Raw genomic sequence first — 25,978 nt, forward strand, 5'->3', positions numbered from 1 at the left:
GGTGGGTCTTTGCAAAAAAGCCATAATGGCCCGTCGCCGGTCTGATCAGAATGTCGCCCGCTCCAGTAGTTCGACCAGCTTGTCCAGACTGACCGGCTTGGTGATATGGTGGTCGAAACCGGCGTCGAAAGCTTTTTGCCGGTCGCTTTCCTGCCCCCAGCCGGTCTGGGCGATGATCAGCTTACCGGCGGTTTCCGGCATGGTGCGTAAGGCACGGCACACCTCATAACCATCCATGCCCGGCATCCCGATATCAAGCAGAATGACATCGGGCCGAAGCTGGCGCGCCACATCCAGCGCCGTGTGCCCGTCATGCGCCACGGTCGATATATGGCCGGTCAGATCGAGCATCCAGCGCGTGGTCTGGGCAGAATCGACATTATCATCGACGATCAGCACATTGAGCGGGCGCTGGCTTTCCGGCGCCACCGCCACGGCGGCGCTGACCGCCTCGCCCTCGCCGCGCGCCAGAGGCAGGCTGACCGTGAAGACCGAACCCTTGCCAGCCCCTTCCGAGGTGGCGCGCGATGTGCCGCCGTGCATATCGACCAGCTTGGCCACCAGAGCCAGACCAATGCCAAGCCCGCCTTGCGAACGGTCGAGGTGACGGTCAGCCTGGGTGAACAGCTCAAATACCCTCGGCAGCATATCGGCGTCGATGCCGAGGCCATTATCCTTGACCGCAATATCGACAAAACCACCGCGCGGCGTGATGCTCAGACCGATGTCGCCGCCTTCGGGCGTATATTTGGCGGCGTTATTAAGCAGGTTGGACACCACCTGAGCCAGGCGCGTCAGATCGCCATCGACCCACAGGGGCATTTCGGGCACATCATAGCTGAAATGGTGGTGATTGGCATCGATCAGCGGCCTTGAGGTTTCGATGGCGGCGTGGATCGCCTCTTGCAGGCTCATGCGCACGCGCCGCAGATCGATCTTGCCACGGCTGACGCGCGACACATCGAGCAGGTCATCGATCAGCCGCACCAGATGGGTAAGCTGGCGATCCATCATGCCGCGCACCTCTTCGGCGCGCGGGCCTTCGGGGGCCATGCGCAGGATTTGCAGACCATTCCGGATCGGGGACAGCGGGTTGCGCAGTTCGTGCGCCAGTGTGGCCAGAAACTCATCCTTGCGCTGATCAGCCGCCTTCAGCGCCTCGGCGTGAGCGCGGCTGTCCTTGAGCAGGCGGACATTTTCCTCGGCGAACGCTTTGAGATTGTCGCGCTGCACGGCGATCTGGCGGCGCTGGGCGTACAGCTCACAAAACACCGCCACCTTGGAGCGCAGAATATCGGGCTCCAGCGGCTTTTCGAGAAAATCGACCGCGCCCGTTTCATAACCGCGAAACCGGCGCTGACGGTCGGTGGAACCCGCCGTCAGGAAGATGATCGGAATCTGCCGGGTGCGCACATTGCCGCGCAGGGTTTCGGCCAGCTCGAAGCCGTCCATGTCGGGCATCTGCACATCGAGCAGGGCCAGGGCCACCTCATGTTTGAGCAGGAGTTCCAGCGCCTCGGTGCCGGAGCTGGCCTTGAGCATCTCCAGCCCGTCACGTCGCAAGACCGCCTCCAGCGACAGGAGGTTTTCCTCGCGGTCATCGACGATCAGTATCTGCACCGGTTTGTCGTAAGGGGCGAAGCTCATGCGCAGGCCACCCGGATCAGTTCGGAGGCGATCATGTCCGGCATCAGCACATGCGCCTGCGGCACCGCGACCAGCGCCGCCTCCGGCATGGCAGAGGCAAAGGCCGTCTGCGGATCCTGTACGATCACCCGGCCACCCGCCTGCGCCACAGCGCGCGCACCGGCGGCCCCGTCTTCGTTGGCGCCGGTCAGCACCACCGCCATCAGGCCCTCACCATAGACATCGGCGGCGCTTTCGAACAACACGTCGATCGACGGCCGCGAAAACAGCACCGGCTCGTCGGCGGACAGCGACAGCCGCCCATTGGCCTCGACCAGCAGGTGATAATCGGGCGGCGCAAAATAGATATGACCGGGCAGTATGTCCTCCTTATCCTCGGCTTCACTGACCGTCAGGGCGCAGGTTTCCGACAAAAGCTCGGCCATGATGCTCTTGCGGTCGGCGGGCAGGTGGATCACCACCATGACCGGCAGGGGAAAGGTTTTCGGTAAGGCTGGCAGCACGCTCGACAAAGCGCCCAAGCCCCCCGCCGAGGTGCCCATCACCACCGCTTTCAAAGCCTTTGCACCCATCAGGCGCGCTCCCGCTTCTGATAGATGCGCTCTTCACGCGCGAAATCGGCAAAGGCGTCGGCATGGCGCGAAAAGCGCAGGGTTTCCTTGGAGCCGAGGCCCAGAAAGCCCTTATGGGCCAGCGAGCCCTTGAACAGGCCGATGGCGCGATCCTGCAATTCGCGGTCGAAATAGATCAACACATTGCGGCACGAGGTCAGGTGGGTTTCGGCGAACACCGCGTCCGTGGCCAGACTGTGATCGGAAAAGACGACATTCTTGCGCAAGGATTTGTCGAACGAGGCCGCACCATAGGCGGCGGTATAATAGTCGGACAAGGATGAACGCCCGCCCGACAGCCGGTGGTTTTCGGTAAACAGCCGGATGCGGTCGAGGCCATAAACCCCGGCCTCGGCGCTGCGCAGGGCCTCGGCATTGATGTCGGTGGCGTAGAAGAGGGTACGGCTTTCCAGCCCCTCTTCGCGGAACAGGATGACAAAGCTGTACAATTCCTCGCCGGTCGAACAGCCGGCAATCCATACTTTAAGCGACGGATAGGTTTTCAGATGCGGCACCACCTTTTCGCGGATGGCGCGGAAATAGGCCGGATCGCGGAACAGTTCGCTGACCTGCACGGTCAGGAACGGCAGAAGCCGGCCCATCATACCGTCATCATGCAGCACCAGATCCTGCAATTGCGAGAAGGTGGCGCAGGCAAAATGTTCGCGCGCCTGACTGAGCCTGCGCTTGACCGAGGCCATAGCGTAACCGCGAAAATCGTAATGATATTTCTGAAACACCGCCTCCAGCAGCAGGCGCAGTTCGATATCTTCCGTCTTGAGCGGGATGGCGGCGCGCGGCGACAGCGCGGCGTTTAACGGGGCATCCATACACGCACCAGAGAAATCAGCTTCTCGACATCGATCGGCTTGGCCATATAGTCGTTCGCACCGGCATCGAGGCAACGCTCCTGATCGTCCTTCATCGCCTTGGCGGTCAGCATGATCACCGGCAGGCGCGCCCATTCGGGCCGCTTGCGGATTTCGCGCGTGGCCGTCAGCCCGTCCATTTCCGGCATCATCACATCCATCAGCACCAGATCGATAGCGTCCGGCGCGTGCTCGCCTTTTTTGAGCTTGCCATTGGCGGTCTGCAAGGCTTCAAGCGCCTCCTTGCCATTGCGCGCGATCTGCACAATGGCACCGAGCGGCTCGAAAATATTGGTGACGGCATAGACATTGCGCACATCGTCCTCGACGATCAGAATGCGGCGGCCTTCCAGCATGGCATCACGGTGGCGTGCTTTTTTGAGCAGGCCCTGCTGTTCGCTCGACAGCTCCGACACGACCTGGTGCAGGAACAGGGTCACCTCGTCGAGCAGGCGTTCGGGCGATTTGGCGCCCTTGATGATGATCGAACTGGAATAGCGGCGCAGGCGCTGCTCATCATCATAAGACAGATCGCGCCCGGTATAGACGATGACCGGCGGGAAGGAATAGGCGTCTTCCTGACTCAGGGTTTCGAGCAGGGAATAGCCGGTGGCGTCGGGCAGGTTGAGATCCAGCACCATGCAGTCAAAGGTCTGGGACTTGAGCAGTTCGAGACATTCCGCCGCCGTGCCGACCGCCACGGTTTCGACATCGCCGCTTTTGAGCAGGCGCGCCACGCTGTCGCGCTGCACGTCGTCGTCCTCGACGATCAGGATGCGCCCCACCTGACGCGACAGGCGCGTTTCGAGCTGCGAGAAGGCATCCACCAGCTCCTCGCGCTTGACGGGCTTGAGCATATAGCCGACCGCGCCCAGCGAAAGCGCCGTGTGCATATAATCATTGCCCGATACCACATGGACGGGAATATGGCGGGTCTTGACGTCGCGCTTGAGGTAATCGAGCACCGAAAGGCCGGAATGATCGGGCAGGCCTATATCGAGCAGGACGGCATTGGGCTGATATTGCGTCACCGCCGCCAGGGCTTCTTCGGCACTGGCGGCCACCACGCACTGAAAGCCCTGCTCACAGGCCAGGTCATACAGGATGCGAGCGAAGAGGTCGTCATCCTCAACGATCAGCAGCGTGCGGCGTTCATGGCCCAGCACCTCGCGGTCATCGCTGAAATGCCCGGCAGTCCGCCCGCCCGATTTCGCCATTTTCCCCGATTTCACCGCTTCGCTCAGAGCGGCCAGATCGTTCAGGGCCGGATCATTCCGCGTCGCCGCTTTCGGCTCAGCCGAGGCCACGGGCAGGATTTCGCGCATCGCCACCAACGAGGGATCAAAGGCCAGTGGAATATCGATCGAGAAGGTTGAGCCCTTGCCCGGCACGCTGGTCAGGCTGACCTGTCCACCCAGCAGGCGCGCCAGTTCGCGCGAGATCGACAGGCCGAGGCCCGTGCCGCCATAGCGGCGGTTGATCGTGCCGTCCGCCTGGCGAAAGGCGTCGAAAATTTCCTGCTGATGTTCCTCGGAAATACCAATGCCGGTGTCGGTCACGGACAGTACAATGCGATCCTTGCCCGCCGGTGCCAGCTTCAGTTCGACCGAACCCTTGCCGGTGAATTTGAAGGCATTGGATAACAGGTTCTTCAGCACCTGTTCGAGGCGCTGGCGGTCGGTGTCGATGGAATCGGGCAGGATTTTGGCGATGTTCGTCTTGAAAGCCAGCCCTTTTTGTTCGGCCACCGGCTCGAACAATTGCTGCATATCGCGCACCAGACGGCGCAAAGATACCGGTTCGGGGCGAATATCCATCTGACCGGCCTCGATCTTCGACAGGTCGAGAATATCATTGATCAGGGTGAGCAGATCATTACCCGATGACTGGATGGTGCGGGCGAACTTGACCTGCTCCACGCTCAGATTACCATCGGGATTATCGCTGAGCAGCTTGGCCAGAATCAGCGACGAATTGAGCGGTGTGCGCAGTTCGTGGCTCATATTGGCCAGAAAGTCCGACTTGTAGCGGCTGGCCTGTTCAAGTTCGGCGGCCTTGACCTCCATATCCATTCGGGCGCGGTTGAGGTCGTCCTTCTGGCTTTCGAGAATGCTGGCCTGTTCTTCGAGCTGGGCATTGGTCTGTTCAAGCTCGGCCTGCTGCTGTTCGAGGCGGGCGTGCGATTCCTTGAGGGCGCGGCTCTGCTCTTCCAGCTCTTCATTATTGACGCGCAATTCCTCGCTCTGGCTTTGCAGCTCTTCTGACTGACGCTGTGTTTCTTCGAGCAGGTTTTGCAGGTGAACGCGGTAATTGGCCGATTGCACGGCCACACCGATCAGTTCGGACAGGCGGCGCAGCAATTCTTCGGTCTGGGGTGGCACGGGGTGCAGGAAGCCCAGTTCGATCACGGCCTGCACACGGCCCTCATTGACGGCTGGCGCGATCATCAGATGGCGCGGCCGCCACTGACCGAGCGCTGCGCCGAGCGCCAGGTGGCTTTCGGGCAGGTCACGGACGATGACCGTCCGGCCTTCATCGGCCACCTCGCCCAAAAGGCCGTCACCGAGGCTGAAATGACTGGGCACATCGTTCTTTTCCGGCACGCCATAGGTGCTCATGCGCTTGTAAAGCCCGGCGCCTTCGCTACCGACATTGAGCGTGTAAAAAGCGCCGGCCTGGGCACCCAGATATTCAGCCAGGAAGCTGAGCAGACTTTCGCCAAGCTGATCGAGACGCTGCTCGCCAACCCCGACTGCGCTCATGCCGACCACGCCCGTCTGTAACCAGGCCTCACGCCTGCGCTGGGCCGCAGCACGCATAATCATCCAGGTAATCAGCCCGGCCAGCAAAACACCGATCAGGGCCGTAACGGCGATACTGACCACGGCCACATCATAGGCCCGGGCCATTTCGCTGACGCGAAAGACCCGTTCCTTCTGCACTGAGGTCTGCATCTGCGCCACCTGATTGCGGATGGCGTCCATATCCTGCTTGCCCTGATCGCTCTCGACAATGCCCACGGCTGCCGCCGCCCCAGACTGGCGGCGCACCTGGATGCTTTCGCCCAGCTCCTGCAATTTGGCGGCGATATGCAGCTTCATCAGCGCCAGGCGCTGCTGGATTTCCGGGTTGTTTTTTGTCCGCGACTGAACCTTGAGCACCTGCTCCTCGATCACGGTCAGGGCTGCGTCATAGGGTGCCAGATAGCTGTCCTGCCCGGTCAGCAAATAGCCGCGCTGGCCGGTTTCGGCGTCCTTCATCGTCGATAAAATCTGATTGAGGCCCAGCAAAATGTCATGGGTCTTCGAAATCTCGGCGGAATCACGACTGAGTGTACGAATATTCAGATAGGAAACGGCACCGCTGATCACGAAGAACAGGGTCACCAATGACAAACCCAGCGACACGGCCATATCCGTCCGCACCTGGCGTTTGCCCTGAGGCGAAGTCGTCTTGTTACGCATTCAGTATTTTCCTGTCCCGCCCCGTACATCCTGTTTCGGCTGACGCCAGCAGGCTTTAATCGCCCGTGTCAAGACAGGTCATCGCCTGACCACCTCTTACCCTGTTCCCTGACGCGACCCTATGGGGCTCGGCGCAAGCATCCAATAAGAAGGCGCATCATGAAAGTAAAATTTCTATAAAGATAGACACTTGACGCCGTTGTTACCCGCCCGTCATCGACATGGTGCGCGCCGGACTGTAGCGGTGCAGCGGCGCATCCATGCCCGGCGCGGCGATATAGAAATCATGGGCGCGCGGCTTGTGCGCCAGTGCCTGGGTCACGGCCGTTTCGAGCGCCTTGTCCGCATCCGGCGCATCACGCAGGGCCGCGCGCAGATCGACATGATCCTCCTGGCCAAGGCACATATAGAGCCTGCCCGTACAGGTAATCCTGACCCGGTTGCAGGTATCGCAGAAATTATGGCTGAGCGGGGTGATCAGGCCGATCTTACCGCCGGTTTCGGCGATGCTGTGATACCGCGCCGGGCCGCCGGTAGTTTCATCGAGCGCCTCCAGCGTCCAGAAGCTTTTCAGTTCCGTCAGCACATCTTGTAGCGACACGAACTGGTCTTCGCGCCCGCCCACATCCTCGCCGAGCGGCATGGTTTCGATCAGCGATACCGCCATATCATTCTGGTGGGCGAAGGCGATAATGGCGGGAATTTCAGCGCGATTATCCTGCGCCAGTGCCACCACATTTAGCTTGACGCGGACGCCGCAGCCTTGCGCGGCTTCGATGCCCGCCAGCACGCGCGCCAGATCGCCGCCGCGCGTCAGCCGCCGGAACACATCGGGTTGCAAGCTGTCGCACGACACATTGATGCGCCGGATGCCCGCCTGCGCCAGTCGTTCGGCGTGGTGTTCGAGCTGGGTGCCATTGGTGGTCAGGGTCAGTTCTTTCAGACGCCCGGCATGGACGTGCTCACCCAGTCGCAGCAGGAAATCGCCGATGCCCTTGCGCACCAGAGGTTCGCCGCCCGTCACGCGCAGGCGCTCGACACCGCGCCCGATCAGGAAGGCGCACAGACGTTCCATCTCGTCGAAGCTCAGCAGGTCGCGGCGCGGCAGAAAGGCCGGATGTTCGCTCATGCAGTAGGTGCAGCGCAGGTCGCAACGGTCGGTCACCGACAGCCGCACATAGCTGATGCGGCGGCCAAAGCCATCGATGAGGGGCGCGTGCACGGACATGGCCCTAAGCTAGGGCCGTATGGCAGCCTGCGCAATATAGAACAGACTTACAAAGCCAGAAAAGCCTCATCTTGCCTTTACCGCCGCGCCTGATCGCTGCTACGGTCGCGCCGCATGGGCGGCTGACCGGTTTGCTCCCCAAAGGGTCAAACCGCAATCTTCGATCAATTGGAGTGATTATGAACGCATCAAGCCCAAACAGGCCACACATCTATCTGATCCGCCACGGCCGCACCGAATGGTCGGTGTCGGGCCGCCATACCGGCCTGACCGACCTGCCGCTCACCGCGCAGGGCGAAGATCAGGCGCGCATGATAGCACCGCGCCTCGGCAAGATCGATTTTGCCCACGTCCTGACCAGCCCTTTGCAACGCGCCCACCATACCTGCCAACTGGCGGGCCTTGGCGCGCAGGCCGAGATCACACCCGATCTGGCCGAATGGGATTATGGCGACTACGAAGGGCTGAAATCGCCGGAAATTCAGGCGAAGCAACCGGGCTGGACTATCTTTCGTGATGGCGGGCCTGACGGCGAAAGCGCGCAAGCCGTCAGCGATCGCGCCGACCGGCTGGTGGCCAGACTGTCCGGCATGGAAGGCAATATCGCCCTTTTCTCGCACGGCCATTTCGGACGCGCCCTGGCCGCCCGCTGGATCGGCCTGCCCCTGATCGAGGCTGAACATTTCACGCTGGGCGAGGCCGCCATGAACATATTGGGCTATAATCCCAGCCACCCCGATGTGCGGGTGATTTCGCTGTGGAACCTGCCGCCGGAACTCTGACTGCGGGCGTAGATGTGGCGGGTGGCGCGAAGCTGTCAGGTCACGTCCGGCATTTTTGCATGGAAAATCCACCAAAAACGCCTATATGGGCGCGATGAAGAAAGCTTATCCTAAAGACAAGGGGGCCGGACGCGGTTCTGCGAGCCGCCCCCCCGCCGATCTCGGCCCGACCCAACGCCAGTTGCGCGCCGGCGAACTGGTGCGTCACGCCCTGGTCGAAATCCTGCGCGAATACGAGATTCACGACGAGGAACTGCAAGGCGTCTCGATCACCGTCACCGAGGTGCGCTGCTCGCCCGACCTGCGCCACGCCACGGTGTTCGTCGAGCCGCTGGGCGCGGGCTTAGGCGGCGTTACCATCGCGCCTGAGAAGATCGGCCCCGCCGTTGAGGCGCTCAACCGCCACGCCAAGTTCCTGCGCGGCGTGCTGGGTCGCGTGATCGACATGAAGTTCACGCCCGCCCTGCGTTTCCTGCACGACGAAAGCTTCAACGAAGCCGCCCGCATCGATGCCCTGTTCATGCGCCCGGAGATAGCGCGTGATCTGCGGCATGATGATGGGGACGAAGGCGAAGACAGCGAAGATTAAGTCAGAGCCCCCACCACCCCGCCCTTCGGGCGCGGCCCCCCGCCCCACCAAAGGTGGGGAGGTATAGAAACCGGCGCATCTTCCTTATACCTCCCCAGTTTTACTGGGGAGGGGGACCGTGAACGCAGCGAGCGGTGGTGGGGTTTCTTGCTTCCTTTTAACACAACGGAATCCCATGCCCCGTAAGAAAAAAGGCGAACCGATCCACGGCTGGATCTGCTTCGACAAGCCGCTCGACATGACCTCGACCTCGGCGGTCGGCAAGATTCGCTGGCTGTTTCAGGCGCAGAAGGCCGGGCACGCCGGTACGCTCGATCCGCTGGCCACCGGCATCCTGCCGATTGCGCTCGGCGAAGCCACCAAGACCGTGCCCTATCTGATGGAAGCCGACAAAACCTACAGCTTCACGATTGCTTTCGGCACCACCACCGACAGTTATGACGCCGAAGGCCGGGTCACCGCCACATCTGATGCGCGCCCGACACAAGAGGCCATCGAAGCCGCCCTGCCCGCCTTTATCGGCGTGGTCGAGCAGGTGCCGCCCGCCTTTTCGGCGATCAAGGTCGATGGCCAGCGCGCCTATGATCTGGCCCGCGCCGGTGTCGAGGTGGAGCTGAAAGCCCGCGAGGTCGAGATTTTCGACCTGACGCTCGACGCCTTTCATGGTGATTCCGCCGATTTTACGCTTCATTGCGGCAAGGGCACCTATGTCCGCTCGGTGGCGCGTGATCTGTGCCTCGAACTCGATGTCTGCGGCCATGTCAGCCGCTTGCGCCGCGAAAGCGTCGGGGCGTTTGAAACAAAAGATGCAATAACGCTGGAAAAGCTGGAAGATTTGGTGCATAGAGGCGCCCATCTTGAGGCTTTGCTTGCCGTCGGGACAGCGCTGGACGACATCCCGGCTCTGCCCGTGACGCAGGACGAGGCTTCCAGATTGAAGCAGGGCCGTGACCTTGCCCTCTTGCCCCGCCAGATAGATTTTATCAGTGAGGCGCTCAAGGCCCGCCGCGCGGCTGGCTATGAGGCGTTTCCCGATACGGTTCAGGCAGTGCTGAAGGGTCAGGTGATCGCGCTTTGCGAAGCGCGCGGCGGGCTTTTACACCCGGCGCGTATTCTCAACCTTTAGCCCTTATTTGAAGGAGCATCACGATGTCGATTACTGCTGACCGCAAGTCGGAAGTCATCAAGGCCCACGCCCGCACGGAAAATGACACCGGCGGCGCAGAAGTGCAGATCGCAATCCTGTCGGAGCGCATCGCTAACCTGACCGAGCACTTCAAGGAACACAAGAAGGACAACCACAGCCGTCGCGGCCTCCTGAAAATGGTGTCGCAACGCCGTCGTCTCCTCGACTACCTGAAGAACCGCCACGCGGACCGCTATCAGGCGATACTCGAAACCCTCGGCCTGCGCCGCTAGGTTTCACACTCTCTTAAGGGCCTGAAGGCGACTTCGGGCCCTTAAGCTTATTATCCCCTCCCCACACATGGGGGAGGAAAAGCTACACACCCCGCGAAGCCATGACGGTTTCGCCGACACATACGGGCTGATTACGTAAAGCCCTTATCCCGCGCTGTCCCGATGACAGCAGGTGCGGACGGCATGGGGCCGTCACGTACCGGAACGAAAGAAACGCAATGTTTGACATCAAAAGAAAATCCATCGACTGGGCCGGCCGTAAGCTGACGCTCGAAACCGGGCGCGTCGCCCGTCAGGCCGATTCGGCCGTGCTGGCTACCTACGGTGAAACCACCGTTCTGGCCACCGTCGTGTACGCCCGCAAGCCGAAGCCCGGTCAGGACTTCTTCCCGCTCACCGTCAATTATCAGGAAAAGACCTTCGCCGCCGGCAAGATCCCCGGTGGTTATTTCAAGCGCGAAGGCCGTCCGTCGGAAAAAGAAACCCTGGTTTCGCGCCTGATCGACCGCCCGATCCGCCCCTTGTTCGTCAAGGGCTTCAAGAACGAAGTGCAGGTCGTCTGCACCGTCTTGTCGCACGACATGGAAAATGATCCCGACATCGTCGCTATGGTTGCTGCTTCGGCGGCCCTGACCTTCTCCGGCGTGCCCTTCATGGGCCCGATCGGCGGCGCGCGCGTCGGCATTATCGACGGCGAATACGTGCTGAACCCGACCGTTGACCAGATCAAGGAGTCCGACCTCGACCTCGTTGTCGCCGGTACGCAGGACGCCCTGATGATGGTGGAATCGGAAGCCAGGGAATTGTCGGAAGACAAGATGCTCGGCGCTTTGATGTTCGCGCACCGTGGTATGCAGCCGGTGATCGACGCCATTATCGAAATGGCCGAACACGTCGCCAAGGAGCCTTTCGACTTCGAACCGGAAGATTTCTCCGGCATCGTGGCCGACATCAAGAAGCTGGTCGGCCAAGACATTCGCAACGCCTACACGATTCAGGAAAAGCACCCGCGCCACGAAGCCGTCGGCGCCGCCAAGTCGAAGGCCGCCGAAGCGCTGGTCGTTTCGGAAGCCAATCCGAATGGCGTCGATGCCGCCAAGTTCGGCGCGGCCTTCAAGGAATGTGAAGCCGACGTGCTGCGCCGCGACATTATCGAACACGGCAAGCGCGTTGACGGTCGTGCCGTTGACAAGGTTCGCTCGATCGTTTCGGAAGTCGGCATCCTGCCGCGCACCCACGGTTCGGCCCTGTTCACGCGCGGCGAAACGCAGGCTCTGGTCGTGGCCACGCTGGGCACCGGCGATGATGAGCAATATATCGACTCGCTGGAAGGCACCTACAAGGAGAAGTTCCTTCTCCATTATAACTTCCCTCCGTATTCGGTTGGCGAAACCGGCCGTATGGGTTCGCCCGGCCGTCGCGAAATCGGTCACGGCAAGCTGGCCTGGCGCGCGGTTCGTCCGATGCTCCCGTCTGCGGCGGACTTCCCCTATACGATCCGTCTCGTGTCAGAAATCACCGAGTCGAACGGTTCCTCCTCGATGGCGACCGTCTGTGGTTCCTCGCTGGCCCTGATGGACGCCGGCGTGCCGCTGAAGTCGCCGGTTTCGGGTATCGCTATGGGCCTCATCCTGGAGCCGTCCGGCGAATACGCCATCCTGTCCGACATCCTGGGTGACGAAGATCATCTGGGCGATATGGACTTCAAGGTGGCCGGTTCGGCAGGCGGCATCACGTCGCTGCAAATGGACATCAAGGTGGCCGGCATCACCGAAGAGATCATGACCAAGGCGCTTCGCCAGGCCAATGCAGGCCGTCTGCACATCCTGGAAGAAATGAACAAGGCGATCTCCGGTGCCCGCGAAGAACTGGGCGAGTTCGCGCCCAAGATCGAAACCATCAAGATCCCGACCGACAAGATCCGCGAAGTGATCGGCACCGGCGGCAAGGTCATCCGCGAAATCGTCGAAAAGACGGGCGCGAAGATCGACATTGCTGACGATGGCACGATCAAGATCTCGGCTTCGGAACAATCGAAGATCGACGCCGCCCGAGATTGGGTGAAGTCGATTACCTCCGAACCCGAAGTGGGCGCCATCTATAAGGGCAAGGTCGTGAAGGTCGTTGATTTCGGCGCATTCGTGAACTTCTTCGGCGCCAAGGACGGCCTCGTCCACATTTCGCAGATCAAGGCGGAAAAGGTCGGCAAGGTTTCGGACGTGCTCAACGAAGGCGACGAAGTGAAGGTGAAGTTCCTCGGCTTCGACGATCGCGGCAAGACCAAGCTGTCGATGAAGGTTGTGGATCAGGAAACCGGTGAAGACCTGACGGAAAAGCTGGAAGCTGAACGCGCGGCGCGTAATGCCGAGCGCGCGGCTTCGGGCGAAGAGCCGGAGCTGGAAACGGCTGACGGCGGCGAAGAGCGTGGTGAGCGTTCGCGCCGCCCCCGCCGCCCCCGCCGCGACTAATGACGGGGTGCCTTGGTTCCTTCGTCTTTGATTTAAATAAAGAAAAGGCGATCCCAGTGATGGGGTCGCCTTTTTCTTGATCAGCGACAAGGCCCGCACCGCCGGTATAATTCCTGATGGCAATTTTACGTGACGGGCGGCAAATTGGCATATTCGTTACTGCACAGGTTGTCCGCCATGAAACCCCGTCATCTGCTCATCTTCACCTTTAGCGCCGCCGCCGTGCTGGCCCTGTCAGCCTGCGCCACCCGCCCGATGGGCCATGCCTCTGATCCGGCCTTTCTGCGCGGTCTGATCGATGGCCTGCTGGCGCCGATCTCATTCGTCCTGTCGCTGTTTTCCAATACGATCCGCATGTACGCTTTTCCCAATATCGGGCGCTGGTACGATTTCGGCTTCCTGATCGGCATCTCGGTCTGGGGCGGCGGCGGGGCCACAGTGACGCGCAACATCTATATCGACCGCCGCACGGGCCGGAAGATCGAGGAAATCGACACCTGATACCAGCGGGAAAATCGGGCCGGAAAATCGAGCTTGACACCCTTTGGTCGGGGCACTACTTAACCAAACAGTTATTTAACCACTGAGTTAATCATGACCGAAGACTCTCTCAGTCAAACCCTGACCGCGCTTGCCGATCCGACGCGGCGTGCCATACTGGCGCGGCTGGCTCTGGGCGAGGCCTCGGTCACCGAACTGGCCACGCCGTTTGATATGAGCCTGCCGGCTGTTTCCAAGCACCTTAAGGTTCTGGAAAAAGCCGGGCTGATTTCGCGTGGCCGCGAAGCCCAGTGGCGGCCCTGCAAGCTGGAGATGGCACCCTTAAAAGCCGTCGATAGCTGGATCGGCGACTACCGTAAAATGTGGGAGGCCCGCCTCGACCGGCTGGACGCCTATCTCAAAACCCTCAAGCCCGATGGCGAACTGAATTAAGGAGAGACGCCGTGACGCAACTGGAACAGCCTGCCTCAGAGGCCGAGGTTTTCACCCTTGAGCGCGTCTTTGCCGCCTCGCCCGCCTTGCTCTGGGACGCCTGCACGAAGCCTGAGCATCTCGGCCAGTGGTTCGGCCCTCCGGGCACTACGGTCAAGGTGAAGACGCTCGACCTGAAGCCGGGCGGCGTATTCCTGTACGGCATGGAAATGCCCGGCGGCGTCGTCATGTGGGGCAAGTGGGTGTTCCGCGAGATCGACGCACCGCACAGGCTGGCCTATGTCGTGTCCTTCTGCACGGAGGATGGCACGCCCGTGCGCCATCCGATGGCCCCTTTATGGCCGCTGGAGGTGCTGGCCGTGCAGACTTTCGAGGCCCTGCCCTCAAGCAGCGAAGCGGTAGGGCAAAAGGAGAATCCGCCCTCAAGCAGCGAAGCGGTAGGGCAAAAGACTCTCGACAAGACTTTGATGAAAAGCCGTTCTTACCCGATCAACGCTACGTCTGAGGAACGCGCCGTCTTCACCGCCGGTCACGCCTCGATGCAGATGGGCTTCAGCGGCGCGTGGATGCAGCTCGACGCCTGGCTGGCCAGGCACAAGGATTAGATCATGCGCTCCGCCAATCCCGACACCTTCGCCATCGAACGCAATTTCGGCCATTCGCTGAAGCACCTGTTCTGGGCCTTCGCCACACTGGAAGCCAAACGCAAATGGTTTGGCAATGAAGATACGTGGGAGGTCGAGCACCATCTGCTCGATTTTCGCCCCGGCGGCTCGGAAAGCTGGTACGGTCGCCAGGGTCCGGATGCGCCGTGGATGCGTAATATCATGCACTATTACGACATCCTGCCCGATGAGCGCATTATCGTCGGCTACAGCGTGGAGATGGACAGCAAGCTGATCACCGTGTCGCAGCAGGTGCTGGAATTTACGGCGCGCGGCGCGGGCAGCCGCCTGCGTCTGACGGAGCAGATTCTCTATCTCGACGGCCATGATCACCCGCAGGAGCGCTTTGCGGGCACGCAGGGCATACTGACGGCGCTCGATCACTGGCTCGCCAGCAGGCTGTGACACCATGCTGATCGTCATCGTCCTTTTCGCCGCCGCCTTCATCGTCACCTGGCTGATCCTCAGGCTTTTCCGTCCAAAGGAACCGAACGCATGAAACCCTCCTTGTCCACGCTTGTGCCCGTCGCGCTGATGGCGGCTCTGGCGGCCTGTTCGCCGCCCGCGCAAAAGACAGGGCCGACGGCCTCCGCCAGCGCCTCGGCCTTAGCAGCCCCTTCCGTGGCTGGCCTGCCCGCCGGGGTCTATCATAGCGACCCCACCCACACTTCGCTGACCTTCGAGGTCAGTCATATGGGATTCTCGCACTATACGGCGCGCTTTGCCAGTATCGACGCGCAGATGCAGTTCGATCCCGCCCATCCCGATCAGGCGCAACTGACGGCCATGATCGACCCGCAATCTCTGCAACTGAACGCCCCGCCCAAGGGCTTTCATGACACGCTGATGGGCAAGGGCTGGTTTGAAGCGGGCCAGTTCCCCGACATCCGCTTCATCTCAACGAACATAGCCATGACCGGCCCGGACACCGCCGATGTGACCGGCAATCTCAGCCTGCACGGCGTCACCAAACCGGTGGTGCTGCATGTCCGCTTCAATGGCGGCTATCCCGGCATGGCGGTTTATGACCCACACGCGCGGCTCGGCTTTTCGGCCACCGGCCAGCTCAAACGCTCGGATTTCGGTATCAGCTTTGGCATTCCGCAGCCCGGCTCCAGCCTCGGTGTCGGCGACACGGTCGATTTCCAGATCGAAAGCGAATTCACCGGCCCGGCCCTCGCCAGCGCACAGGACACAGCCTCGTCATGACCTATTCCAGCCTGCACCACACTTTTGTCATCGAACGCCTGATCGCGGCTCCGCCCGCGCTCGTCTTCTTCGCCTGGGCGGATGGCGCGGCCAAGGCGCAGTGGTTCAGCGGCCCGAACGACTGGAGCCTGATCGAACGTGTACATGATTTCCGCGAAGGCGGCGTGGAGCGGCTGAAAGGGCGCTGGCCCAGCGGCAAGGTGGCCGATTTCCAGTGCCGTTTTCATGATATTGTGCCCGACAAACGCATTGTTTATTCATACGACATGTATCACGACGACAGGCGTCTGTCGGTGTCGCTGGCTACACTTGATCTTAAGCCGGAATCGGACGGCACACGGCTGACACTCACTGAGCAGATTACCCATCTTGACGGCTATCCCACCCCGGAAGACCGCGAAGAGGGCACCCGCCATCTGATCGAAAGAGCCGCCGCCTTTATCGAGGCGCAAACCCAATAGAGGATACGCCCATGATTACCAGCATCATTCCCCACCTCGCCTTCGATGGCACCTGCGCTGAAGCCTTCGCCTTCTATGTCGGGGTTTTAGGCGGCGAAATCACCTTCATGATGACGATGGGGGAATCGCCGATGGCCGATCAGGTGCCGGTCGAGCAGCACGGCGCCATCATGCACGCCACGATCAAACTGGGCGATGGCCTGCTCATCATGGGTGCCGATGCGCCTTCGCAGATGTACCACGCGCCCGCCGGCACCAGCGTCAACCTGACCTATCCGACGGTCGAGGAAGGCGCGCGCGTTTTCAAGGGATTAAGCGAAGGCGGTCATGAATATATGGCGTTCGGCGAAACCTTCTGGTCGAAGGGATTCGGCATGTGCATTGATCGCTTCGGCCAGCACTGGATGGTCAATTGCGGCGAGGTGATATGATGGAAACTCAAGCGGAGCGACTGGAGTTTTCCATGTCGCGCGTCTTTGCGGCGCCGGTAACGCGGCTGTGGCACGCCTGGACGAACGACGCCGTCATGACCCGGTGGTGGGGGCCGCATGGCTATACCGCCACGGTGCGCATGGATGTGCGCGAAGGCGGGGCTTTCGAACTGACCATGCACGGCGATGATGGCGTGGCCTATCCGATCGAGGGCATCTATCTGGCGGTGAATGCGCCACACAGCCTGGTGATGGAGATGCGGCTCGATAATCATCCGGCCAACTGGCATGATTATCTGGCCGAGCTTTATACCAAGGCCGGTGGCCTGCCGGAAGACCGGCTCAGCCTGCGCGTCGTCATGCGCGTCACCTTCACGGCGCAGGACGATCAGCACACGCGCCTTGATCTGGTGCAGACCTACGAAAATGAAGCCATGCGCGACGCCTTCGTACAGATGGGCAATGCCGGTGGCTGGGCCCAGAGCTTTGAGAAGCTGGACAAGTTGCTGGCCGGTTAGCGTGGCCGACGGCGCACAAAAATAATTTTTGCATCGCGTCTAAAAACACCTGACAGCGCTGTCTGGCAGGCACGCCTTGCGTTAGCGCTAACATGCTTGTCCCATCAGGGGCGGCGGCACATTCATTTTTGCTGATCCCGCTCAAATTTTTGTGAGTGAGCGGTTGCACACAGGCGCTGGGGTCTTTATAAAGCGGGCCGATCACAAGATGCGTCTCAGGGGACGAGCCCACGCCCATTTTTCAACACGGCGTTCGCCCTGATGTCGTCTGAGCCGGAATTTCCAGCTCTTTAACGTCAACATCAGAGCCGATTTCGCTCAATTTTAACCAATTGAGCAGACCAGCTCTTCCAGTTTTGAATTTGCCAGTTTTAAATTAGCAAGATCGGTTTCATGAATATTCACGAGCATCAAGCCAAGGCCGTCCTGAAAGAGTTCGGCGTGGCCGTTCCGCGCGGTTTTGCCGCCTTCTCCCCCGAAGAGGCTGAAAAGGCCGCCAGGGAACTGGCCAAGGACGGTTCCAAGGTCTTCGTCGTCAAGTCGCAGATCCATGCGGGCGGGCGCGGCAAGGGCAAGTTCGAGGGCCTCGGCCCCGATGCCAAGGGCGGCGTGCGCGTCGTCAAGTCGCCGGAAGATGTCAAGGCCAATGCCGATGAAATGCTGGGCCGCGTGCTGGTAACGCACCAGACGGGCCCTGCCGGCAAGCAGGTCAATCGCCTCTATATCGAAGAAGGCGCGGACATTGCCAAGGAACTGTATCTGTCCTTGCTGGTGGATCGCGTATCGTCGCGCGTTTCGGTCGTCGCCTCCACCGAAGGCGGCATGGATATCGAAGACGTGGCGCATAATACGCCCGAAAAGATTAACAGCTTCACCATCGACCCGGCCACCGGCGTCTTCCCGACCCACGGCCGCACGCTCGCCAAGGCGCTGGGCCTGAAGGGCGATGTCGCCAAGCAGGGCGCGAAGCTGCTCGGTCAACTGTACGCGGCGTTCAACGCCAAGGACATGGACATGCTGGAAATCAACCCGCTGATCATCACGGGTGACGACAAGCTGATCGTACTCGACGCCAAGGTGTCGTTCGATTCCAATTCCCTGTTCCGCCACCCCGACATTGTGGCTCTGCGCGACGAAAGCGAAGAAGACCAGAAGGAAATCGAAGCCTCCAAGTACGATCTCAGCTACATCGCGCTCGATGGCGAAATCGGCTGCATGGTCAATGGCGCAGGGTTAGCTATGGCCACGCTCGACATCATCAAGCTGTACGGCTCCGAGCCCGCCAACTTCCTCGATGTCGGCGGCGGCGCTACCACGGAAAAGGTGACGGCGGCCTTCAAGATCATCACCTCCGATCCGAAGGTGAAGGGCATTCTCGTCAATATCTTCGGCGGCATCATGAAGTGCGACATCATCGCCGAAGGCGTGATCGCTGCTGTGAAAGAAGTCGGGCTGAAGGTGCCGCTGGTCGTGCGCCTCGAAGGCACCAATGTCGAGCTTGGCAAGACAATCATCAATGACAGCGGGCTGAACGTGATCGCCGCTAACGATCTGGCCGATGCGGCCGCCAAGATCGTCAAGGCTGTGAAGGGTTAAGTTTAATGTTTTCAGCAGATGAGCGCGTTTACCCATACTTTGTGTGTTGGGACAAAAAACCAAACCCACTAAAAGACGTCGCTCGTCACGCTGCTAGATTTGATGACTATGATGAGGCGAAAGATTTCTTCGACATAAAATGCAAAAATTTACCTGACGAGTACATCTGGATGGGAGTCATCGGATGTTCGGCTGGTGAGCATGGTGCGGTCGAAGACTATTTCTATCTCGACTGGTCGAAAAATGTCACCACTGCGGCAACTCCAATCAAAGGTTTGGGCGTCAAGCATGACGACTGGAAGCCATTCACAAATCCGCCAGCGGCAATTCGCTTCACGCCGCAAGTCGCACTCTCGAAAGTTTAACTATGTCCGTCCTTATCAATTCTGAAACCAAGGTTATCTGTCAGGGCATTACCGGCGCTCAGGGCACCTTCCACTCGCAGCAGGCCATCGCCTATGGCACCAGGATGGTCGGCGGCGTCACGCCGGGCAAGGGTGGCCAGAGCCACCTCGACCTGCCGGTGTTTGACACTGTGGCCGAGGCGCGTGAGCGCACGGGTGCCACCGCCACCGCCATCTATGTGCCGCCCCCCTTCGCCGCTGACTCGATTCTGGAAGCGATCGAAGCCGAGATGGAACTGATCGTCTGCATCACCGAAGGCATTCCGGTGCTGGATATGGTCAAGATCAAGCGCGCCCTGTCGGGCTCGAAGTCGCGCCTCATCGGGCCCAACTGCCCCGGCGTTCTGACCCCCAACCAGTGCAAGATCGGCATCATGCCGGGCAATATCTTCTCGCCCGGTTCGGTGGGCGTTGTGTCGCGCTCCGGCACCCTGACCTATGAAGCCGTGTTCCAGACCACCAATGCGGGCCTCGGCCAGACCACGGCGGTCGGCATCGGCGGCGATCCGGTCAAGGGCACTGAATTCATCGACATCCTTGAAATGTTCCTGGCCGACGAAGCCACCAAGTCGATCATCATGATCGGCGAAATCGGCGGCTCGGCCGAAGAAGACGCCGCCCAGTTCATCGCTGATGAGGCGAAACGGGGTCGTAAAAAGCCGATGGCCGGTTTCATCGCGGGCCGCACGGCCCCTCCGGGCCGCCGCATGGGCCATGCCGGTGCCATCATCTCCGGTGGCAAGGGTGGTGCGGAAGACAAGATCGCCGCGATGGAAGCGGCGGGCATCAAGGTCGCCCCCTCCCCGGCGGCACTCGGCGAAACGCTTCTGAGCGTTTTGAAGGGTCTTTAAATAGTCTGATTCATGCCCCAGAGCCTTATGGCCCTGGGGCATGATTTCAGGTATAATGTCAATCGAGGCGGTGTCGTCATTGGCCCCTCTCTTAACCCGCTCTCAAGCCCTAAGGGTGGTTGAGCAACACAGTCCTGACGCAGCAAACCGGCAGGGCTACATATGCAGAAAGGGAGGCGGTGTCGTCATTGGCCGTCTCGATGGTTGCACACATGGCAGACGATTCCAGTCGGCTTAATCAGGTGTTCGCGGAGACTTCGTTTCTCTACGGTACGAACGCCATCTTCATCGAACAAATGCAGGAACAGTGGGCGCGCGATCCAAATTCGGTTTCCCCCGAATGGCGCGCCTTTTTTGATTCCCTGATGGATCGTCCCGATACGGTCAACGCCAATGCGGACGTTGCCGACTGGGCCAGACCCTATGCCGGGCCGCGCGATGAGCTGACCTCGGCGATGGACGGCATGTGGCCCGCCGTGCAGGCCAAGGTCGAAAAGGGCCTCGCCGCCAAGACCCCCGCCGCCAGCCCCGCCGATCTGCAAGCCTCGTCGCGCGATTCGATCCGCGCCCTGATGCTGATCCGCACCTATCGTATCCGCGGCCATCTGCAATCGAACCTCGATCCGCTCGGCCTTGAGCCGAAGGGCGACAATCCCGAATTGCACCCCGGCTATTGGGGCTTCACCGACGCCGATATGGATCGCACCATCTTCATCGATGGCGTGCTGGGTCTGGAATCGGCCACTTTGCGCGAAATCCTGGCCATCGTGCGCCGCACCTATTGCGGCAATATTGGCGTGCAATATATGCACATCGCCGATCCGGCGGAAAAGGCCTGGGTGCAGGAACGCATCGAAGGCCGCGACAAGGAAATCACCTTCACCAAGGAGGGCAAGATCGCCATCCTGAAGAAGCTGATCGAAACCGAGGGTTTTGAACGCTTCTGTCACCGCCGCTTCCCCGGCACCAAGCGCTTCGGTCTCGATGGCGGCGAAGCCATGATCCCGGCGCTGGAGCAAATCATCAAGCGCGGCGGCGCACTGGGCCTGAAGGACATCATCTTCGGCATGGCCCACCGTGGCCGCCTCAATACGCTGGCGGGCGTGATGGGCAAGCCCTACCGCGCCATCTTCCATGAATTTCAGGGCGGCACCTCCCTGCCTTCGGACATCGAAGGTTCTTCGGACGTGAAGTATCATATGGGTGCGTCTTCCGATCGCGCCTTTGATGGCAATAATGTCCACCTGTCCCTGACCGCCAATCCGTCGCACCTCGAAATCGTCAACCCGGTCGTGCTGGGCAAGACGCGCGCCAAGCAGGCGGCGCATCTGAAAACGCGCGAGATCGAGGTCAATCCCGACCGCAGCATGGCGATGGGCCTGCTGATCCACGGCGATGCGGCCTTTGCAGGTCAGGGCGTCGGCATGGAATGTTTCGCCCTGATGGACCTGAAGGGCTATCGCACCGGCGGCACGATCCACTTCGTCATCAATAACCAGATCGGTTTTACCACGGCGCCGCGCTTCTCGCGTTCCTCGCCCTATCCGTCCGATGTGGCCCTGATGGCGCAGGCGCCGATCCTGCACTGTAATGGCGACGATCCCGAAAGCGTGGTCTTCGCGGCCAAGATGGCCACCGAATTCCGCCAGACCTTCGCCAAGGACGTGGTGATCGACATGTTCTGTTATCGCCGCTTCGGCCATAATGAGGGCGATGATCCGACCTTCACCCAACCGATCATGTACGCCAAGATCAAGAACCATCCGTCAACGCGCGAGTTGTATGCGCAGCGGCTGGTCAGTGAGGGCGTGCTGTCGCAGGCGGATGTCGATGGCTTCATCGCCGAGTTCGACGCCTTCCTCGACGCCGAATTCGACGCTGGCAAGAGCTACAAGGCCACCAAGGCCGACTGGCTGGACGGCAAGTGGTCGGGCCTTGGCCTGCCCGAAGAAGACGAGCGCCGTGGCTCCACCTCGGTGCCGCGCGCCAAGCTTATTGAAATCGGCACCAAGATCACCACCATTCCCAACCATATCGACATCCACAAGACCTTGAAGCGCGTCATCGAAGCGCGTCAGCAGATGATCGCCACCGGTGAGAATATCGACTGGGCCACGGCGGAATCTCTGGCCTTCTGCTCGCTGCTCGACGAAGGCTTCCCGGTGCGCCTGTCCGGTCAGGATTCGATCCGCGGCACCTTCTCGCAGCGCCATTCGGCCTTTGTGGATCAGACGACGGAAGACCGCTACTTCCCGTTCAACCACATCCGCGACGGTCAGGCCATGTATGAGGGCATTGATTCGGCCCTGTCGGAAGAGGCGGTGCTCGGTTACGAATACGGCTATTCGCTGGCCGATCCGAACACGCTGACCCTGTGGGAAGGCCAGTTCGGCGACTTCGTCAACGGTGCGCAGGTCATTATCGACCAGTTCATCACGTCGGGCGAACGCAAGTGGCTGCGCATGTCGGGCCTCGTCATGCTGCTGCCGCACGGCTATGAAGGCCAGGGCCCCGAACACTCTTCGGCCCGCCTTGAGCGCTTCTTACAAATGTGCGCCGAAGACAATATGCAGGTCGCCAACTGCACCACGCCGTCCAACTATTTCCACATCCTGCGCCGCCAGATTCACCGGCCCTTCCGCAAGCCGCTGATCCTGATGACGCCGAAATCGCTGCTGCGCCACAAGAAGGCCGTGTCGTCGCTGTCGGAAATCGCCGAAGGTTCTAGCTTCCACCGCGTCCTGCACGACGACGCCGAGCGCAGACCCGACGTGGCGGGCATCAAGATCGCCGCCGACGACAAGATCCGCCGCGTGGTGCTCTGCTCCGGCAAGGTCTATTATGACCTGCTCGAAGACCGTGAAAAGAAGGGCATCAAGGATGTCTATCTGATGCGTCTGGAGCAGTTCTATCCGTGGCCGATGAAATCGCTGATGACCGAGCTTGGCCGTTTCAAAAACGCCGAACTGGTCTGGTGTCAGGAAGAGCCGAAGAATATGGGCGGCTGGACTTTTGTGGAACCGTGGCTCGAAATCACGCTCGACAAGCTGAACATCAAGGCCAAGCGCGCCCGCTATGTCGGTCGCCCGGCCTCGGCCTCGACCGCTGCCGGTACGATGAGCCGCCACCTCAAAGAACTCGAAACCTTCCTGAATGAGGCCTTCGCGTAAAGCGCGAGGATCTTCCTTTCCGATCTGAATTTCTGGAGCCTGATACCTATGGCTGACATCCTCACTCCCGTTCTGGGCGAATCCGTCACCGAAGCCACCATCGCCAAATGGGCCAAAAAGTCCGGCGAAACCGTCAAGAAGGACGAAGTCCTCGTCGAGCTGGAAACCGACAAGGTTTCGCTCGAAGTGGCCTCGCCCGCTGACGGCACGCTGCAAATCCTCGTCGGCAAGGGCGAAACCGTCACGCCGGGCACCGTGCTGGGTTCGGTGGGCGGCGCATCCGCTACCGCTTCGGCTCCTGCCGCTGCGCCCAAGGCCGCTGCCGCACCGGCCGCCGCAGCCCCCTCTTCTGGCACCCCGGCTTCCAGCAATCTGATCGAGGTGAAAACTCCGGTCATGGGTGAATCGGTGGCCGAAGGCACGATCGCCACCTGGTCGAAAAAGGTCGGCGACGCCGTCAAAAAAGACGAAATGCTGGTCGAGATCGAAACCGACAAGGTGGCCGTCGAAGTGTCGGCCCCTGCCGATGGCGTGCTGGCCGAAATCGTGTCGCCGGATGGTGCCACCGTCACGCCCGGTCAGGTGATCGCCCGGCTCTCGACCGATGGCAAGGTGTCCGCCGCAGCCCCGGCGGCTGCCGCTCCGGCACCTGTGGCTGCCGCTGCCGCCACCTCCACAGACAAGCCTCTCTCTCCCGCCGTGCAGCGCATCGTGTCGGAAACCGGCCTCAACCCCAATACGGTTGACGGCACCGGCAAGGATGGCCGTGTCACCAAGGGCGACGCTTTGGCGGCGCTGTCAGCAGCACCTGTTGTTTCGGCTCCCACCGTGCCCGCCGCTTCGGCTCCGCGCCCGGCAGCGGCCCGCGAAGACCGCGTGAAGATGACGCGTCTGCGCCAGACCATCGCGCGCCGCCTCAAGGAATCGCAGAATATCGCCGCCCAGCTCACCACCTTCAACGAGGTGGATATGAGCACGGTCATGGCCCTGCGCTCCACCTATAAGGACGTGTTTGAGAAGCGTCATGGTGTGAAGTTGGGCTTCATGTCCTTCTTCGCCAAGGCCGTTGTGGCGGCGCTGAAGGATATTCCGGCGGTCAATGCCGAAATCGATGGCACCGATCTGATCTACAAGAACCACTATGATCTCGGCATCGCCGTCGGCACCGAAAAGGGTCTGGTCGTGCCGGTTCTGCGCGATGTTGACACCCTGTCCCTGGCCGGTATCGAAAAGGGTATTTCGGCGCTCGGCAAGCAGGCGCGCGACGGCACCCTGACCATCGACCAGCTTCAGGGCGGCACCTTCACCATCACCAATGGCGGCATCTATGGGTCTTTGATGTCCACCCCGATCCTCAACATGCCGCAGGCCGGTATTCTGGGTATGCACAATATCGTGCAGCGCGCCGTGGTCGTGAACGGTCAGGTCGTGGCGCGTCCGATGATGTATCTGGCCCTGTCCTATGACCACCGCATCGTCGATGGCAAGGAGGCCGTGACCTTCCTCGTCAAGATCAAGGAAGGGCTGGAAGACCCGCAGCGCTTCATCCTCGACATCTAGTTTTATCAACTATTGATTACAAACAGCCCCGTGCCTTTCCGGCGCGGGGCTTTTTTGCGCCCCCGATTGGCACCCTCAAAACGGCGTCTGGCGTAAAGGCAGAAAATGGATTAGATTCTGGCTATATAAAAAATAAGGGGGAATAGGATGCGCCATTTTTCCATCAAAGCCGCATGGCTTTGCGCGGGGCTTCTGGCCGGGGCTTTTCCGGTCGCCGCCATGCCGCATCAGGTCAGCCATCTTGATAATTTCACGCAAGACGACGCGGTCAAGGCCCTGCCGTGGGTTCAGGCGGCCATGACCACGCCGATGATGGATATGCTGGCCAAGGCCAATATTCACAATCCGCAGATCATGCTGGAATATGGCCTGGCCCTCGAACTGGGCAGGCCTTCGGTTTCGCAAAACATGGCTAAGGACGACCGCGAAAAACTGAAACGCGGTTTCCGCGCCATGCTCGATCTCTATCTCAACAAATCGGATAAGTTCGACATCAATTTCGACGAAGACGCCATGCTCGACCAGCCGGAATTCTGGAGCTATCTGGCCAAGCACGTCGGTCGCCCCAAGCCGCTTGTCGATGTGCGTGCCGCCGCTGAGGCCGCGCAACAGGCCACAAATGCCATGAGTGCGAACGCATCCGATCCGACCGGCGCCGATCTGGTCTGGCTGCCGGATGTTGATGATCAGGATCAGGAATTCAACCTCGGTGATAATGATCTTGTTCTGCCGCCGCATGTGGTCAATGCCGCCATCAGTTGCGCGGAATCGGCCATGGGTTTTGCCCGCATGGGCAAGATCCAGACGATTGCCATTGCCGCCACCAAACTGACCCCCGGCCAGTTCGCCACAGTGCAGCAAAATGCCGCAACGGCCTACCGTACGGCCTATGCCGAGGGCGTCATGGCGTGCAGTTCGCCCGACGCCTTCATGCAGGTGGCCGGTTTCGCCCGCCAGCATCTGGGGGCGCTCGGCGCCATGACCGACGATCCCAATGCCCGGCCGGTGAGTCTGACCGCCACGCCGGTGCCTGCTTCGCAGGCCACGCCCTGAAAAAATTCGCCTTTTCCGCGTTTTAAAGGCTTGACCATTGCGGTGCAGGC

At 60.7% G+C, this 25,978-nt stretch carries 24 protein-coding genes; 19 read left to right on the forward strand and 5 right to left on the reverse strand.

The genetic code is table 11. The features are described from left to right. Positions 1-45 precede the first annotated feature (45 nt). The 5 genes from QB905_RS09395 to moaA all read right to left on the reverse strand — a co-directional run bounded on the left by QB905_RS09395 (position 46) and on the right by moaA (position 7,819). A complete protein-coding gene (locus tag QB905_RS09395) occupies positions 46-1,647 on the reverse strand; it encodes a response regulator (RefSeq protein ID WP_282974653.1) in 1,602 nt (533 codons plus the stop codon). After that, complete coding sequence (locus QB905_RS09400; RefSeq protein ID WP_282974654.1) at positions 1,644-2,219, reverse strand: chemotaxis protein CheB; 576 nt, start codon at positions 2,217-2,219, stop codon at positions 1,644-1,646. Before QB905_RS09400 ends, QB905_RS09395 begins: the two co-directional genes overlap by 4 nt. Beyond that, positions 2,219-3,088, reverse strand: coding sequence for a CheR family methyltransferase (locus QB905_RS09405; protein WP_282974655.1), 870 nt, complete (start codon positions 3,086-3,088; stop codon positions 2,219-2,221). The genes QB905_RS09400 and QB905_RS09405 overlap by 1 nt, the downstream gene beginning before the upstream one ends. Continuing rightward, positions 3,073-6,591: a response regulator gene (locus QB905_RS09410; RefSeq protein WP_282974657.1), complete on the reverse strand. Its 3,519-nt coding sequence runs from the start codon at positions 6,589-6,591 to the stop codon at positions 3,073-3,075. Before QB905_RS09410 ends, QB905_RS09405 begins: the two co-directional genes overlap by 16 nt. 202 nt (positions 6,592-6,793) lie before the next feature. After that, positions 6,794-7,819, reverse strand: a complete 1,026-nt coding sequence (gene moaA, locus QB905_RS09415; RefSeq protein WP_282974659.1) for a GTP 3',8-cyclase MoaA — start codon at positions 7,817-7,819, stop codon at positions 6,794-6,796. A gap of 179 nt (positions 7,820-7,998) precedes the next feature. Between moaA and QB905_RS09420 the strand changes: the two genes are divergently transcribed. From QB905_RS09420 to QB905_RS09510, 19 genes are all read left to right on the forward strand, one after another. Continuing rightward, positions 7,999-8,601, forward strand: coding sequence for a histidine phosphatase family protein (locus QB905_RS09420; RefSeq protein WP_282974660.1), 603 nt, complete (start codon positions 7,999-8,001; stop codon positions 8,599-8,601). 85 nt (positions 8,602-8,686) lie between these two features. Beyond that, a complete protein-coding gene (gene rbfA / locus QB905_RS09425; RefSeq protein WP_282975609.1) occupies positions 8,687-9,190 on the forward strand; it encodes a 30S ribosome-binding factor RbfA in 504 nt (167 codons plus the stop codon). A 175-nt stretch (positions 9,191-9,365) separates the two neighbouring features. Further along, entirely contained in the window at positions 9,366-10,316 is a 951-nt protein-coding gene (gene truB, locus QB905_RS09430; protein ID WP_282974662.1) for a tRNA pseudouridine(55) synthase TruB, read from the forward strand. A gap of 23 nt (positions 10,317-10,339) precedes the next feature. Continuing rightward, complete coding sequence (gene rpsO, locus QB905_RS09435) at positions 10,340-10,609, forward strand: 30S ribosomal protein S15 (protein WP_282974663.1); 270 nt, start codon at positions 10,340-10,342, stop codon at positions 10,607-10,609. Positions 10,610-10,827: 218 nt separating this feature from the next. Then, positions 10,828-13,077 carry a polyribonucleotide nucleotidyltransferase gene (pnp, locus tag QB905_RS09440; protein WP_282974665.1) on the forward strand — a complete coding sequence of 750 codons (2,250 nt, stop codon included), beginning with the start codon at positions 10,828-10,830 and terminating at the stop codon, positions 13,075-13,077. A gap of 177 nt (positions 13,078-13,254) precedes the next feature. Then, positions 13,255-13,578, forward strand: a complete 324-nt coding sequence (locus QB905_RS09445) for a hypothetical protein (protein WP_282974667.1) — start codon at positions 13,255-13,257, stop codon at positions 13,576-13,578. Between the two features lie 93 nt (positions 13,579-13,671). Next, entirely contained in the window at positions 13,672-14,010 is a 339-nt protein-coding gene (locus QB905_RS09450) for an ArsR/SmtB family transcription factor (RefSeq protein WP_282974668.1), read from the forward strand. A gap of 11 nt (positions 14,011-14,021) precedes the next feature. Continuing rightward, positions 14,022-14,615: an SRPBCC domain-containing protein gene (locus tag QB905_RS09455; protein WP_282974670.1), complete on the forward strand. Its 594-nt coding sequence runs from the start codon at positions 14,022-14,024 to the stop codon at positions 14,613-14,615. Between the two features lie 3 nt (positions 14,616-14,618). Continuing rightward, entirely contained in the window at positions 14,619-15,080 is a 462-nt protein-coding gene (locus tag QB905_RS09460; RefSeq protein WP_282974672.1) for an SRPBCC domain-containing protein, read from the forward strand. A 90-nt stretch (positions 15,081-15,170) separates the two neighbouring features. Then, a complete protein-coding gene (locus QB905_RS09465; RefSeq protein WP_282974674.1) occupies positions 15,171-15,884 on the forward strand; it encodes a YceI family protein in 714 nt (237 codons plus the stop codon). Then, complete coding sequence (locus tag QB905_RS09470; RefSeq protein WP_282974675.1) at positions 15,881-16,345, forward strand: SRPBCC family protein; 465 nt, start codon at positions 15,881-15,883, stop codon at positions 16,343-16,345. The genes QB905_RS09465 and QB905_RS09470 overlap by 4 nt, the downstream gene beginning before the upstream one ends. An 11-nt stretch (positions 16,346-16,356) precedes the next feature. Then, positions 16,357-16,776 (forward strand): VOC family protein, encoded by a 420-nt coding sequence (locus tag QB905_RS09475; RefSeq protein WP_282974677.1) that lies wholly within the window; start codon positions 16,357-16,359, stop codon positions 16,774-16,776. A 32-nt stretch (positions 16,777-16,808) separates the two neighbouring features. Further along, positions 16,809-17,294: an SRPBCC family protein gene (locus QB905_RS09480; RefSeq protein ID WP_282974678.1), complete on the forward strand. Its 486-nt coding sequence runs from the start codon at positions 16,809-16,811 to the stop codon at positions 17,292-17,294. A gap of 393 nt (positions 17,295-17,687) precedes the next feature. After that, positions 17,688-18,890, forward strand: coding sequence for an ADP-forming succinate--CoA ligase subunit beta (gene sucC, locus QB905_RS09485; RefSeq protein ID WP_282974680.1), 1,203 nt, complete (start codon positions 17,688-17,690; stop codon positions 18,888-18,890). A 5-nt stretch (positions 18,891-18,895) separates the two neighbouring features. Further along, entirely contained in the window at positions 18,896-19,255 is a 360-nt protein-coding gene (locus tag QB905_RS09490; protein WP_282974681.1) for a hypothetical protein, read from the forward strand. A 2-nt stretch (positions 19,256-19,257) separates the two neighbouring features. After that, the gene (sucD, locus tag QB905_RS09495) at positions 19,258-20,145 is read left to right on the forward strand and encodes a succinate--CoA ligase subunit alpha (protein ID WP_282974683.1); all 888 of its coding nucleotides are present in this window, start codon (positions 19,258-19,260) and stop codon (positions 20,143-20,145) included. A 212-nt stretch (positions 20,146-20,357) separates the two neighbouring features. After that, entirely contained in the window at positions 20,358-23,315 is a 2,958-nt protein-coding gene (locus QB905_RS09500) for a 2-oxoglutarate dehydrogenase E1 component (RefSeq protein ID WP_282974685.1), read from the forward strand. 48 nt (positions 23,316-23,363) lie between these two features. Next, a complete protein-coding gene (gene odhB / locus QB905_RS09505) occupies positions 23,364-24,875 on the forward strand; it encodes a 2-oxoglutarate dehydrogenase complex dihydrolipoyllysine-residue succinyltransferase (protein ID WP_282974686.1) in 1,512 nt (503 codons plus the stop codon). 147 nt (positions 24,876-25,022) lie between these two features. Further along, positions 25,023-25,928 carry a hypothetical protein gene (locus QB905_RS09510; protein WP_282974687.1) on the forward strand — a complete coding sequence of 302 codons (906 nt, stop codon included), beginning with the start codon at positions 25,023-25,025 and terminating at the stop codon, positions 25,926-25,928. Positions 25,929-25,978: the final 50 nt, after the last annotated feature.

The organism is Asticcacaulis sp. EMRT-3 (genome assembly GCF_030027245.1).
In the GTDB taxonomy this organism is placed as follows: Bacteria; Pseudomonadota; Alphaproteobacteria; order Caulobacterales; family Caulobacteraceae; genus Asticcacaulis.

Bases quoted from the DNA above. Each gene is read 5' to 3' on its own strand.
- QB905_RS09395 (WP_282974653.1), bottom strand. From the start codon at position 1,647: ATGAGCTTCGCCCCTTACGACAAACCGGTGCAGATACTGATCGTCGAT.
- QB905_RS09400 (WP_282974654.1), bottom strand. From the start codon at position 2,219: ATGGGTGCAAAGGCTTTGAAAGCGGTGGTGATGGGCACCTCGGCGGGG.
- QB905_RS09405 (WP_282974655.1), bottom strand. From the start codon at position 3,088: ATGGATGCCCCGTTAAACGCCGCGCTGTCGCCGCGCGCCGCCATCCCG.
- QB905_RS09410 (WP_282974657.1), bottom strand. From the start codon at position 6,591: ATGCGTAACAAGACGACTTCGCCTCAGGGCAAACGCCAGGTGCGGACG.
- moaA (WP_282974659.1), bottom strand. From the start codon at position 7,819: ATGTCCGTGCACGCGCCCCTCATCGATGGCTTTGGCCGCCGCATCAGC.
- QB905_RS09420 (WP_282974660.1), top strand. From the start codon at position 7,999: ATGAACGCATCAAGCCCAAACAGGCCACACATCTATCTGATCCGCCAC.
- rbfA (WP_282975609.1), top strand. From the start codon at position 8,687: ATGGGCGCGATGAAGAAAGCTTATCCTAAAGACAAGGGGGCCGGACGC.
- truB (WP_282974662.1), top strand. From the start codon at position 9,366: ATGCCCCGTAAGAAAAAAGGCGAACCGATCCACGGCTGGATCTGCTTC.
- rpsO (WP_282974663.1), top strand. From the start codon at position 10,340: ATGTCGATTACTGCTGACCGCAAGTCGGAAGTCATCAAGGCCCACGCC.
- pnp (WP_282974665.1), top strand. From the start codon at position 10,828: ATGTTTGACATCAAAAGAAAATCCATCGACTGGGCCGGCCGTAAGCTG.
- QB905_RS09445 (WP_282974667.1), top strand. From the start codon at position 13,255: ATGAAACCCCGTCATCTGCTCATCTTCACCTTTAGCGCCGCCGCCGTG.
- QB905_RS09450 (WP_282974668.1), top strand. From the start codon at position 13,672: ATGACCGAAGACTCTCTCAGTCAAACCCTGACCGCGCTTGCCGATCCG.
- QB905_RS09460 (WP_282974672.1), top strand. From the start codon at position 14,619: ATGCGCTCCGCCAATCCCGACACCTTCGCCATCGAACGCAATTTCGGC.
- QB905_RS09465 (WP_282974674.1), top strand. From the start codon at position 15,171: ATGAAACCCTCCTTGTCCACGCTTGTGCCCGTCGCGCTGATGGCGGCT.
- QB905_RS09470 (WP_282974675.1), top strand. From the start codon at position 15,881: ATGACCTATTCCAGCCTGCACCACACTTTTGTCATCGAACGCCTGATC.
- QB905_RS09475 (WP_282974677.1), top strand. From the start codon at position 16,357: ATGATTACCAGCATCATTCCCCACCTCGCCTTCGATGGCACCTGCGCT.
- QB905_RS09480 (WP_282974678.1), top strand. From the start codon at position 16,809: ATGTCGCGCGTCTTTGCGGCGCCGGTAACGCGGCTGTGGCACGCCTGG.
- sucC (WP_282974680.1), top strand. From the start codon at position 17,688: ATGAATATTCACGAGCATCAAGCCAAGGCCGTCCTGAAAGAGTTCGGC.
- QB905_RS09490 (WP_282974681.1), top strand. From the start codon at position 18,896: ATGTTTTCAGCAGATGAGCGCGTTTACCCATACTTTGTGTGTTGGGAC.
- sucD (WP_282974683.1), top strand. From the start codon at position 19,258: ATGTCCGTCCTTATCAATTCTGAAACCAAGGTTATCTGTCAGGGCATT.
- QB905_RS09500 (WP_282974685.1), top strand. From the start codon at position 20,358: ATGGCAGACGATTCCAGTCGGCTTAATCAGGTGTTCGCGGAGACTTCG.
- odhB (WP_282974686.1), top strand. From the start codon at position 23,364: ATGGCTGACATCCTCACTCCCGTTCTGGGCGAATCCGTCACCGAAGCC.
- QB905_RS09510 (WP_282974687.1), top strand. From the start codon at position 25,023: ATGCGCCATTTTTCCATCAAAGCCGCATGGCTTTGCGCGGGGCTTCTG.